Origin of the sequence: Radiobacillus sp. PE A8.2, assembly GCF_045635475.1 — a bacterium.
GTDB lineage: Bacteria > Bacillota > Bacilli > Bacillales > Amphibacillaceae > JBJGXI01.
Window position 1 is genome coordinate 1 of sequence record NZ_JBJGXI010000036.1, and the last position, 13,146, is coordinate 13,146.

Consider the following 13,146-nt stretch of genomic DNA (forward strand, 5'->3'; position numbering starts at 1 on the left):
TACAAGGTTACTAGTTTTTGTTGGTACAAAATGTTGTTTTCTAAAAGATTGTTGATATGACGTACAATAGCTAAACTCCGTCTTAACTTGGAGAGTGCTTGCACCGCTCCGGAAATGCACTTCGCTTTCCGCGGGGGCTAGTGAGCCGCTAGTCCCGCAGGACAAGGAAAATACGACAGCGAAGCATCGCACGAAGAAAATTGGTTTTTATTTTCGAGGAGTCGAAGTGCATTTCCTCCGCTGCTAACGAGATTATTCTTTACGTCTGCTGATTGGAGCTCCAGGCAGCCGACTCCAGCGGGAAAAGAGCGAGCTGAAGATCCACTCAGAAGCGCACTATGCTTCTGAGTTAGCTGAAGCCGTGCCCGCGGAAAGCGGCTGCCTGGAGCGGAAATCACGAGCACTACATTACGACGGATTGTACTTCAACTATGGAGTTTAGATAATCCAAACGTTACGATAAGCACCTTCCAGATTAATTATCCATAGCAAAAGCACCTGATATAAATCTACCAGGTGCTTACTAGGGTTATTTTGAACGACGATTTTTTGCTTTTAATAATCGTGCCATTTTTTCTTCCCTCGACTCGCCAGCATTACTACTAGCCGGCTTGTCTTGCTTCGGTTGTTGCTTCGCTACAGGCTTTTTCTCCGAAAGCTCTCGTACTGGCTGTATCGGTTCTTTTGTTTCTACTGGCTTTCTTTCAGTCTTCTTTTTCGAGGCTTGTCTTAATTGACCAAGCTGTGAAGACCGCTGTTCTGTTGCTTTTGATTGTTTCACTTGCTTTTCTTTTCTCACTTTATTTACATTGCCTAAAAAGGCAAAACTAAAGCGGAATCTTCGTAGAGCGACATCTAATAGAAATAACAGTAAAGCTAGTGTGAGTAGCAAGTAAAATAAATTCTGTCTGTCATAGCGAGGTGCTAAGCCTTCGTTTGAAAATACACCATCGATTGATTCGATTACTTGGCCACCACCACTAGTGGCAATCGCCTCTAGCAAGCGTTGATTTGTCGGTGTAAATGCATATTCCTGTGAGTAGGGTACAATGATTCCAGTTTTAAATGAACCAACAATTTCGTCTCCTTGCTGTTCTGATAACTGCAAAAAGTAAACGCCTGGTTCGTTCGATTCAAACGTCCCTTGATACTCGCCTGGTGCTTTGGGCTGCAAGTTAAATTCAACTTCCTCACCAGCATCACTGATCAAAGTTGCATCGAGTATCGACGGATCACTGTCGGGTGCTGTCACATCCAACGTAATTTGATTGCCTTCCACCGTTTGCTCTACTTGGTATGCTTCTGTTTCGTATTGTGGTAACGACCAAGAGACAACATCATTCCATAAATTAGACCAGTTTGCCCATGCCGGCCAATCTCCAGCCCATTCCCCACTAAGATCAGACGTCCATGCGACGGTTTTTCCAAGTCCGTATTGCCAACGCGCTAGCACTGGATCATCCTTTTCGCTGACTAACATTTGTTGTGCGCGTCCTTTTGGTGTTGTCGCAATATAAGCATTCATTTGCGGAACACCGTTTTCGAAATGACCATTCCAGTCACTATTTCCAGCTATTTTCGGATAAAAAGGGTCGTCTTCAATATACGTTCTTGTTATTAGCGCAGTCTCTCGTGATAAAATCGTTGGAATACTGGAATCGTTAATCACTTGATAAAAGCGGCCATTACCTAACTGAGACATTTCTTCTAACAACGCACTATCTGCATCGGTTCCAATCGCCACCGTTGATAACGTCACACCATCAGCAAGTCCGTCTTCAATCATTTCCTGATAATTTAACGATGTTGCCGATTGCCCATCTGTTAAAAGTACAATATGCTTTCTTTGTAATTCTAAATTCATCAATTGGTCGTACGCTTGTGCGGTCGGTGTGAAAATATCGGTTCCCCCACTTGCAATGATCGAGCGAACTTTGTTCATGGCAGCTTCTTTATCATCAAGTGGGCCTGTCTCTACGATTTGCCATGGAACCGAGTCAAATGCAATTACGCCTAGTGTATCTTGTTCACGAAGCAGCTCGATCGAACGCGCTGCCGCTTCACGGGCATGGCTGATTTTTGCACCAGACATACTACCTGATTTATCAACGACCATCATAAGCCCTAGCGATGGCATTTCTTTTTTTCCTTTAATGTCCATATCGACAGGTAACAATTGTTCAATCGGTGTCTTAAAATAACCACCAACACCAAAGGATTGATCGCCACCGGTCATGACAAATCCAACACCGAAATCCTTAACTGCTCGTTCAATCATCGTCATTTGATCTTCCGACATCATGTGTGCAGAAACATTGCTAAATACAATCGAGTCGTAATTCAAATAGTTACTTAACTCCGTTGGTAACAGCTCTGTCGGGATTGTTTCTACACGAACTGCTGAAGCATCCAATGCTGCTTCAAGATTGCTTGCCGCTTCTGGTTTTCCTTCCACAAGTAGTACATGTGGAAGGCCTTTCGTTTCTGCATAAGCTGCTAGCTGATTGTTTTCAATCACTTGATCGCCTGCTGCCGTGATTTCTGCCTTGAAGGTATGAAAGCCAGCGCTGGACACTAAATGACTGAAACTTAGTTGATTCGTGCCAGTCTTAACATCCACTGTTTGATTAATAATCGTTTCCCCGTCTTGAATAATCCGGATTCTACTTGTCGTATCAATCGTACTTTCGATTGTCATCGAAAGCTTAGCTTGCTCACCTAAATAGATATTTTCAGGGACGTTAAAACTGGATAGCGCAACATCGTCTTTATAAACCGATGAAAATGGTAAGACATCAACAATATAGCCTTGCTCGTGTAAATAGTCTGCTTGTCGAACAGCATCACCGATATTCTCATTGCCATCAGACATAACAACGATGCGTCCTTGGTCGTTGGCGGAAAAAAGACTTCCTGCCAGTTGAAGTCCCGCACCTAAGTTCGTATAGGCGGGATTTGTTTCGGTTTCGAATGCTTCGATACTGTTCACATGATCAGACAAAGGAATCTCTACCATTGCCTCAGCACCTGTAGTAATTACACCTGCTTGGTCTTCAGGTGCTTTAAGATGAAGTGCATCGTTGATGTTTTCCAATGCTGTTTGCTCATGGGTAGCGACACTGTGTGAGCGGTCAACAACAAAAGCGGTAGCCACGTGCCCGATCGGCCACAATATGTGCACACCTGCCAGCGCTAAAATTACAAGCGTAAATACAGTTGCGCGCACCGCTACGAGAATTATCTTTCGAGCTCCAACGATCATACTAGTGTCTTTGACATATAAAAACAGTACCAGCACCACAGGAATAAAAGCTAATAGCCATATGGGATTATCGACTTGCAACGCCACGTCGATACACCTCCCATTCGAAAAACATTATAAGTAATGCTACGAGGGCAAATAAATGCCATAGCTCTATTTTATTTATGTTAGTATCGCTAGTTTGCTGCCCTTCGATATCAATAGAGAAGGATGATGCGGTTTCTATCGTTCGTTCTTCTGCATCCAATTGAACAGCAAAAGAACGATACATCGGTCCTGTTGTCGTCTTTTCATGTAATTGATACATACCCGGCTCACTTGGTATCGTTACCATAGGTTCACTTAATTCTATGGTTTGAATGTCGTTTCCGTCTAAAGTTTCAATAACAGCGGCTTCTGTAGCGGTTGAAAGTTTCATTTCAACATTGTCCATCGGCTCGAAATATCCTAACGGTTGATTGCTTTCTGCTAAATAATTGATACTATTCGCTAGCAAAATCGGAAACCCTGGATGAAGCGGCCAATCGGAATCTTCTAAATCAAAAGCCATCATCAAAAATGGCGCATTTTCGTACTCGCCTTTTGCAATTACAGTCTGTTCACCACTTTGCACAAGCGGTTCTAGTTGATTCCAGTTGCCTACAGCATATGATTTGCTTAAATAAACATCGTTAGCATCACTATACTGCAATAATGGGTCGTCCTTTGTTTCTTGGAGTACGTAGCTTAACTCTACTTTTTCTTCCACCGCAAATGGACCACCTACTGTTGGAGATACAACCAATTTCGGTCCACTCGGCCAATCCTCCGCATCGACGCCTGATAACAAATAAATGCTATGTTGATTTTGTTCAGGGTAGGCATACGTACCACTCTCGTCTTTCGTAAGGGTAGTAACAGCATATCCAGCTGACAATAGTGCTTTTTCAAAGAAACCATTTACTTCTCCTACTAGATAAATAGATGGTGATTGTTGTTTTTGCAGTAAAGCATAGCTTGAATTATCTAAAGCATAATCATCTTGATTAATTTCCGCTTTGTAAAAATCATGAACAGGTAAATTTTCAATCATCACTGTTTGTTCAGAATTAGCAGGTATCGTCTCCGTAACCGATTCAAGTGCTGTCGCCCCACTTGAAATTGATACGTTAATTTCTTCAGCTTTAGATGATTGGTTATTAACATGCACAATAGCAGCTACGGTGTCGCCATCCTGCTTGACGCCAAATGCCTGGATTGAGTAATTCGTTAATTCCGGTTCCTGATTATGAACGACAATTGGTTGTGATATAGACAAGTCCGTTAACGCTTGTTCAGCAAACTGATCAGTAAATATATGAATTTCCCCTGCTTCTTGCTGAATTAATGCTTGTGCTAGTCCAATGCTATCTGTTAAATTTTCGTGCTGATAGGATACAGATAGATCATTAATCACCTGTTCCACACGGCCGTGGTCACTATCATTTGTAGCAAGTAACAACGGTGCTTGTTGCGCATCAATCACACTAACCTTGTGATCACTGCCAAGCTCGCTTACCAACTGCTTAGCCTCCGTTTTAATCTGAGCAAATCGGCTTAACCCATCCGCTTCAGCCGTCATCGTTGCAGAAGAATCAAGAATGATCACGAGATGGTCCCCGCCTACTTCATTTCCTGACAAATAAGGACGTAATAAAGCAATAATTAAAAATAGCAAAATCAAAAGCTGTAAAAGCAATAGTAAATTTTTCTGTAGTCTTTTCCACCAACGATCCGTTTCCCATTCCTGCATCGTTCGTTCCCATAAATAAATCGAGGAAATCGTCTGTTTTTGATATTGTTTTTTGAAGAAATAGAATAACAGTAGCACAGGTATAGCAAGTAGAAACAAGAAAGAAATAGGTGCTAGAACCCCCATTGGCTCACCTCCCGATCCAGCCTTTCTGTCTTAACAACGAAAAAACGGTTTCTTCTAAACTAGTTGATGTCGAACATGTAATAAAATCGACACCACGTTCCTTACAAAACGTATGGATTTGATTGATATGGTCCTTATACAGCTGTTTATAGTTAGCGAGCACCTTTCGAGACATGGAAACTTCACGCAATCCGCCAGTTTCAATATCAATTAGTTGCAGGTCACCAACGTAATTTGGATTTTGTTCTTCTGGTAGCAAAACTTGTAAAAGTAACACTTGCTGTCGCTTCGCCTGCATTTTTTTAACAGCTGCAAACAACGCTTCCGGCTCATCCAAGAAATCACTGATTAATATAGACAGCGCTCCTTGTCGGCCTTGATGGGCGATTGGCAATAGTTTCTCGCCAAGACGAACGTCACTTGTTGCTAATTTTGATTGTTCAATAAAATTAAGGACCTTATTGGTCATCGCTTTTCCTTTCGTATAAGGATATGCACGCGAATCGGAAGCAACAGGCATAAAGCTGAGACGGTCTGCGTTCGCCAGGCTTAAAAAGGCAAACGTAGCTGCCAGCTGTTGCGCTCGATGCCACTTGTCCCCGTTCACACCCATCGATTTGGAACAATCCAAATAAACAGATACCGCTAACTCTTGTTCATCTAAAAAACGTTTAATATAATACTTTTGTGTTCGCGCATATGTATTCCAGTCAATTTGACGCAAATCATCACCAGGGTTATATAAACGATAATCGGAAAACTCTAACGAAGACCCGAGTCGTTGTGACCTACGCTCGCCTTTATGGCCCCCACGAACGATTTGCTTTGAAAGGATCTTATAATTAGCTAAACGTTTGGTTAGTGCTGGTGCTAGTAATGTATGCACTAGCTCACGCCCTTTCATCTACCGCCGTAAGTACGTCTGCGATTAGCTGATTCATCGAAACTTCTGCGGCTTCTCCTTCAAAATTAAGAAATAGACGATGACGTAATACCGGATATGCTACCTTTTTGATATCCCCTACGGAGACATTATAACGACCATCAAATAATGCCCGTACTTTTGCTAATGAAATTAAGCTTTGCAAGCCACGTGGTCCTGAGCCATAACGCACATAGTTTTTAACAGATGTTGGTGCATGTTCATCATCCGGATGGCTAGCTGTAATCACGTTCACTGCATAATCCAATACTTGGTCAGCTACGAGTATGTGTTTGGCAGCTTGCTGTACCTCAACTACAAACGCTCCATCGACAAGCTTGTCCAGCTGTAGCACATGAGTACCTGTTGTCCGAACAGCAATTTCTTTCAGTTCATCCCGTGTAGGATAAGACACATCGACCTTCATGACGAAACGGTCCATTTGCGCTTCAGGTAACGGATACGTTCCTTCTAATTCAATTGGATTTTGTGTTGCTAAAACAAAAAATGGCTGTGGAAGCTCGTGCATCTCACCCATAATCGTTACCGTTCGCTCTCCCATCGCCTCGAGTAGTGCACTTTGCGTTTTCGGTGTTGCCCGGTTGATTTCATCTGCTAACACGATGTTCGAAAACAATGGTCCCGGATGGAATACGAATGATTGCCCGCCAGTCTCGTTCGGTTGAATCATGTTTGTACCTGTAATATCGGTAGGCATTAAATCTGGAGTGAATTGGACGCGTGAAAACTGTAAATCCATTACTTCAGATATTTTACGAACGAGCATTGTTTTCCCTAAACCAGGGAGCCCTTCCAATAAAACGTGGCCCCCTGCAAATATGCCCCATAGTAATTGTTCGATCACGTCATTTTGACCAACGATGAAGCTACTGATTTCTGTTTTCACACTGTCGATTCGTTGTTTTATTTCAACTAATGATTGTTCATTAAGGCTTGTTGTCACGTTAATCCGCTCCCTCCGTTGGGTTTATGTCTGAAAAGTAATCCTTAATCATACCTTGCAAATGGTCTGGATAATCATTCCGTTCCATCGCTTGACGATACGTTTCTTGATATTGCTGATACACCTCATTGTACGAGCGTACTTGGCCTGGGAGAATTGGGGCATTCGGATCAAACTGTTGTTCACTCGGACCATCCCCTAACTGACCGGTATCCACTTCTTGATTGTTCTGCCCGTTGATCTGCTCCGGAACAGTAAGAAGATCCTGACTGCCCGCACCAAGACCAGCTCCACTTCCTGTACCAGCACCGTTGCCAGTACCAGTACCGGATCCCGAACCGCTGCCTGATCCAGTTCCTGTTCCTGAACCTCCGTTTCCAGATCCGTTGCCTGTGCCACTACCAGAACCAGCGCCATTACCGGATCCATTGCCTGAACCTTCACCTTGACCACTTCCCGAACCAGAGCCATTAGCATCGCCACTATTACCACTGGCTCCGGATTGTTCTCCTGACGCATTTGACGTTGATCCATCAGCAAAGCTTAAAGAACTTGGCGTATCTAGTCCAGCGGCTGTCATTTGTTGATTGAATTGACTGGCAAGCTCCTGCAGATCGCCTTGTGCTGCAGTCAAATTCGACAAATCACCTGCTGCTTCCATTAAAGCGGACAACTGCCCTTCCATCGAAGCTAACAGCTCTTGCAATTGCTGTTTGGAAAGCTGTCCTTCCGCAAGTGCTTCACTGTCCAAGCCTAATTGCCCAACAGCGGCCTGCAATTGCTCTTGCAAGTCTTGAAGCTCCTGCTCTGATAGATCATCAAGCTGTTCCATTAGTTCAGCCATTTGATTTTGCATCTCTGCAGCATCTTTTTGCTTAAGTGCTTCTGCTAATCCTTCTAGATTCGGGCCTTGTAGCTTTTCTTCCAGTTCACTTAATTGCTTTTCACTTTGCTCCGCTTTTTCCTTTAACTCTTGCAGTTTTTCTTCCGCACGTAATAGATCTTCTTGTATTTCTTCTGCTTGCTTCTCTTCTTGCACTTCTTTCAACAACGCATCTAGTTCTTCTTTTGCTAGGTCATTTAATTGTTCGTTATGTTCTTCTTGCAATTGCTCTACTTTTTCTTTTTGTTCCTTAACGATTTCCTGTTCCTTTTCGGTATCTTCTGCAGACTCTAACACATCATTTGGAAATAATATGCCGAGAAATGCTAAGGTTGCCAGGGCGATAGAAATTAACAGTTTTTTAACTTGGAGCCACTGCAATTTTTCCTGCTTAATACGCGGTAACACGTACCTCATTTTCGCTAGCGTGTCTTTCCGTTGCAGCTTGGCAATTTCTGATATGTCTTCAAGGAAGCTGTGTGCTGTTCCAACCCTGTCATCCAATCCTTGTGCATCGAACTTATCTGATGCGGCAATGTCTGATGGCTTTTTCATCAAAAAATAAATAACAAAGCCAACAATAATGACAGCACAAGTAATCGCGATTTTTAACTCCATATACGTCACAACAATCATTCGACCAAAACCAACCCAAAGTAAGGCTGCGCCAGCACAGGAAAGCAGTACCATATAAAATGTTTGTATAGCTTGCTGTATTCCTAGACGCCGCCTTACTTCCTTTAGAAGCTCATAAAACTGTTGCTTTTCATTCATAAGCTATCCCTTCTTTTTCATTGTTCTAATTCGTGGTCTTAAACGACTGATGGCCAATAATAATGCGAGCACAGTAATGGTTGCATAAGATAAGGCAAAACCGATCCAAAGTGGCCATTTAATTCCTATTTGCTGCAATTCATAGAGAAATAGGGATGGTTCATATACACTAAACATCGTGGCTATTGGATTTAGCATTAATGCTAAATAAGGCAAGAAATTGTTGGTCGTTTGTACACCGGTGTTAAAACCGATAATGATGCGCACGGCAATTAAAAAGATAACCAGCGTTCCTACTGTAAAAAACAGCATCGTCCCATACGTAGTAATCGTTGCTACCATTGTCTTTCTGATGATCGTCGAAAATAGTATCCCTAAGCTACCAATTGTCAGCATCGTTAACAAATGAAAACCAAATACCATCAACACCATTTGTGGTGATACACCGCCATATAAAAAGACGATGCTATATAACGGTAATGTAGCAGACACCATTAATAGCAAAAACAATAACGAAGAGAATAGCTTGCTTAAAATAATCGATGTTGACGACTGCTGTGTTGTTAACAAAATATTAAGCGTTTGTCTTTCTCTTTCACTACTTATTGCTCCTGAGGTAAGCCCCGGAGTAATAAATACGATTAAGCCAAGCTGACCAAACGATAATAGCCAAAATAGATTTCTACTATCAGAGCTAGTAAAGCCGTCTCCACTAAATTGCGTTTCTGTATAAATAAATGCGAGACAAACGGCACCACATATAGCAACGAATAAAAAGATGCCTACGTAATTTTTAAACGAACGAAATCGCAACTTAATTTCTTTATTTAAAACTGGATTAATCAAAAGCGCTGATAATCGATTCATTCCGCAGCGCCTCCCTTCGTAATTTCCAAGAAGATATCTTCTAAATTACTTTGCTTTTGCGAGAAAGATAAGATTGGTAGATTTCGTTGAACAGCTCTTTGCAGTAAGCCTACCTGTTCTTCATCCGTACCTTCATAGGTTAAGTGTAAGATAAATTCATCTTTTTCATCCTGCTCGATTTGCACGACATTCGGGTCATCTTCAAAGAAGGCCATTGCCTGCTGCACCTCTTCTTTTACGGTTACCATGATTATTTTCTGTGCTTGTAGCTGCTTTTCAATTTGACGCACATTACCACTGGCGGCTAAGCGTCCATGTTCAATCACGCCTAGTTCATCACAGATTTCTGACAACTCAGGGAGAATGTGAGAAGAAATCACAATTGTTTTATCCATATTTTTTAATTCTCGTAAAATCCCGCGCATTTCAATTCGAGCTCTTGGGTCGAGACCAGACGCTGGTTCATCTAATATCAATACTTCAGGGTCATGGATTAGTGCTCTTGCTAAGCAAAGACGTTGCTTCATTCCTCGTGATAACAAATCAACGTAAGCATCATGTTTATCGGTTAGATTAACGAGATCCAGTAACTGGGGAATGATTGCCTTTCTTTCCTTGCTCGGCATCCCGTAGCTGGCACCATAAAAGTCTAAGTATTCATGAACCTTGAACTGGTCGTACACGCCAAAGAAATCTGGTACATAACCGATATATTTGCGCACTTGCTTAGGATTTTTCGTAACGTCAAAACCATTCACATAAGCCGTTCCGTAGCTCGGCGCTAGCAGGGTTGCTAATATTGAAAATGTCGTTGATTTTCCTGCTCCATTGGGACCAACAAATCCAAATACAGTGCCTTTGTCAATCGTTAAATTCAAATGATCTAGCGCTGTAAATGAGCCATATCGCTTCGTTAATTCTGTTATTTCAATCATGGATTTGTCACTCCTTCCACGGTTACAATCGGTACGTCAACAGGTGCTTGTGCCATTAATTCGACCTGGATTACAATTTCATTATCTGCTATATAATTAGCATGCACATTTTGATCAATGACTAGCCCTGTTTGATCCACAGGTTCATAGCTATCTGTTTGCCTGTTATAAATCGAATACATGACCCCTCGTTCACTGTACATCTGTTGCAAGTTCACCTCTAATTTATTCACTTGCAAACCCCGCTCAGCAAATGCCTTTGGAATCCGATAAGTTAATTGATACAGACCACTTTCTGCATCGAAGAAAGGCTGTTCTTCCCCCATCCCATTATGATAAATATTACCCTCCACCACGGACAGATCAGGCGTCTGAAGCTCGGTAGCAAGGGAGACACTTTCATTTTCAGGAAGTTCGACTGTTACTGGTTGCGTAAATAAATGTAGATTCGTTTCTTCCGTATCACGTCCATTCACCTGAACGTCTTGTAAGGAATGACTAGTAATCGCGACGAGGTATGGCGCTTCGCTTCCTGCAAACATGTTATTGTTAATCGCACTAGATAGTAACTCTGATTTTAATTGTTCATCAGCAGCTGATTGATTGATCATACCCGGCTGACCATATAGTTTATAGGCAATATCTTGATATGGCTTGATGAACAGCCTGCTTTGGACTGCATCGAAAGAAACATCTACAGACTCACCTGCCGCTAATGGACCAATTTCTTGATAGTCACGACCGCTAATCAAATAGATTTCTTCAAAATCATAAGCAAAATTGTTGGTAATTTGTCCGCCCACTTGATTGTTTGCTATGCTTAAGTTCGTAGCAAAATGTCCGTATTGCTGTGTCGGGTATTCTAACGTTACGTTACGCGGTGACCAAAACTCCACCTGTTGAAATCTAACATCGGTTTGTTCCCCATTTGGCTCAACGATCGGCAGGTTCGAAAGCGAATCTACCCTATTATAATCACCTTGTGTTGCAAGTGGATTAAGAGCTGTGTCCGTTGTCAATGTGTAAGTTCCAGCACCTCTAGATAACAGTGAAACTGCTCCATAGCCACTACCGATGCCACTTTGATTGACTGCAATAACAGATACTGCATTCGTCTTAATCTCTCCTAATCTATCTTTTGCTCCAACTGTGTATAATCCGATACTTGATATGATCGCAAGTGCTGGGATTACGATCCATGCCCACTCACGTTTGTCCATTTTTCTTAATACGATATAAACGATTGGTACAATGACAATTAAATAAATAATAAATGCAATCGAAAGTGTGGATACTTTGAAATTAGCCAACGATGGAAAACGGCTCGAAATACGTGCTAATGTATCCTCGATTTGATCATACATATTATAGTTATTGGAGACTGAATTTGCTAATCCACTCGTGAGTGAACTCCATACTTCTTGATTGCCTTGCCAATCTACAAACGCCGGATGTCCAATGTCATAAGTGAATTGAGTTACGACACCTTGCCCTGATTCTCGTTCTGCGACTAGAGGGATATCATTCTGCGCATGTAACACGGTCGCGCCTGTTGCTAAATCACCTGTATATAACTCAAAATTATCGAGTTGCAGCGGCACTTCAGCTGCTTCCCCATAACCATCTAACACTTGAACTGCTTGTTCACCTGTTATATTTACCGGAAGCATCGTTTGCAGCGTGCCTACCTGTTGATTAAGACCAGGTTCACTACCGATAACCAAATGCCCACCTTTGTTTACCCACTGTTGTATAGCTATTTGTACATTTTCTGGTAATGCCGCAATTGAAAAGTCATTGATCACGAGCATATCAAGCACTTCTAGTCCTGTTGCAGCTTCGGGAAGAGCATTTGCGTCTAAGAATATCACTTCTGGATCTCCTCTTCGAAACGTCATTAGTTTTAAATAATTTAAACTATCTGGTCGATCACTAAGAACACCAATCACAGCCTTGTCTCCCTGAACAAAATTTGGCGAGATCCGTAAACTATTAGATATCTCCACTTCTTTGCTTAGCTTCCAGTCACCCTCATAAAGCCGAAATTGTTGAACATTTTGGTTAGGATTTTGTTGTAAGGCATCAATTCCCTCTAAACTCCGAACCGTGAATTGGATTGTTTTAGACGTATCTGCTGCAATATTAACTGGAATTACCTTGTTCACGACAGTTGAATAATCTAATGGCAATGTGATAACAAGATCACCTGCAAAATCTGCTTTATTATTCGTAATTGTTAACGTAACAGGCAACCCTACTTGCTGTTTCGCTTTTCCGTTTAATCCAGCTTCTACTTCAATTTCAAGTCTGTCATCTTCATCGGCATGTACCAGATTCGCTGTACTTAAAAATGCGACACACATGAATAATGCTAAAAAAACACCGAAGAAGCTATTATGTATTTTCATCTGATTATCCTCCCTAATGCCTTACTTTCACCATTTGTTTTACTACTTATATTATTAGACGAATCAAATTCTAAAAGTACTACATGTCTACCCGAATTGTATCATAGAAAGTGGAATTAATTGCTAATTTTTTGATAATTCATTTTATACGAAAAAGACCCACAGAAAATTGTGATTAACTAATTCCAGTGGGTTTCATATGTTCATATAAGTTCTTACGTTTGAGACCATCTT

General features: G+C 41.7%; 8 protein-coding genes. All 8 read right to left on the reverse strand.

What is annotated here, in order from left to right; all coding sequences use genetic code 11:
* Positions 1-529: 529 nt before the first annotated feature.
* Genes ACI6MV_RS17310 through ACI6MV_RS17345 form a run of 8 tightly spaced genes read right to left on the reverse strand, consistent with a single transcriptional unit; the run spans position 530 to position 12,912 of the window.
* On the reverse strand, positions 530-3,349 hold the full coding sequence (locus tag ACI6MV_RS17310; RefSeq protein WP_407271583.1) for a VWA domain-containing protein: 2,820 nt from the start codon (positions 3,347-3,349) through the stop codon (positions 530-532).
* Positions 3,330-5,159, reverse strand: coding sequence for a vWA domain-containing protein (locus ACI6MV_RS17315; RefSeq protein WP_407271584.1), 1,830 nt, complete (start codon positions 5,157-5,159; stop codon positions 3,330-3,332). The genes ACI6MV_RS17310 and ACI6MV_RS17315 overlap by 20 nt, the downstream gene beginning before the upstream one ends.
* Before the next feature lie 4 nt (positions 5,160-5,163).
* On the reverse strand, positions 5,164-6,045 hold the full coding sequence (locus ACI6MV_RS17320; RefSeq protein WP_407271585.1) for a DUF58 domain-containing protein: 882 nt from the start codon (positions 6,043-6,045) through the stop codon (positions 5,164-5,166).
* A gap of 4 nt (positions 6,046-6,049) precedes the next feature.
* Positions 6,050-7,045 carry an AAA family ATPase gene (locus ACI6MV_RS17325; protein WP_407271586.1) on the reverse strand — a complete coding sequence of 332 codons (996 nt, stop codon included), beginning with the start codon at positions 7,043-7,045 and terminating at the stop codon, positions 6,050-6,052.
* Position 7,046: 1 nt separating this feature from the next.
* On the reverse strand, positions 7,047-8,702 hold the full coding sequence (locus ACI6MV_RS17330; RefSeq protein WP_407271587.1) for a hypothetical protein: 1,656 nt from the start codon (positions 8,700-8,702) through the stop codon (positions 7,047-7,049).
* A gap of 3 nt (positions 8,703-8,705) precedes the next feature.
* A complete protein-coding gene (locus ACI6MV_RS17335; protein WP_407271588.1) occupies positions 8,706-9,569 on the reverse strand; it encodes an ABC transporter permease in 864 nt (287 codons plus the stop codon).
* Positions 9,566-10,504, reverse strand: coding sequence for an ABC transporter ATP-binding protein (locus ACI6MV_RS17340; RefSeq protein ID WP_407271589.1), 939 nt, complete (start codon positions 10,502-10,504; stop codon positions 9,566-9,568). Before ACI6MV_RS17340 ends, ACI6MV_RS17335 begins: the two co-directional genes overlap by 4 nt.
* Entirely contained in the window at positions 10,501-12,912 is a 2,412-nt protein-coding gene (locus ACI6MV_RS17345) for a hypothetical protein (RefSeq protein WP_407271590.1), read from the reverse strand. The genes ACI6MV_RS17340 and ACI6MV_RS17345 overlap by 4 nt, the downstream gene beginning before the upstream one ends.
* Between the last annotated feature and the right edge of the window lie 234 nt (positions 12,913-13,146).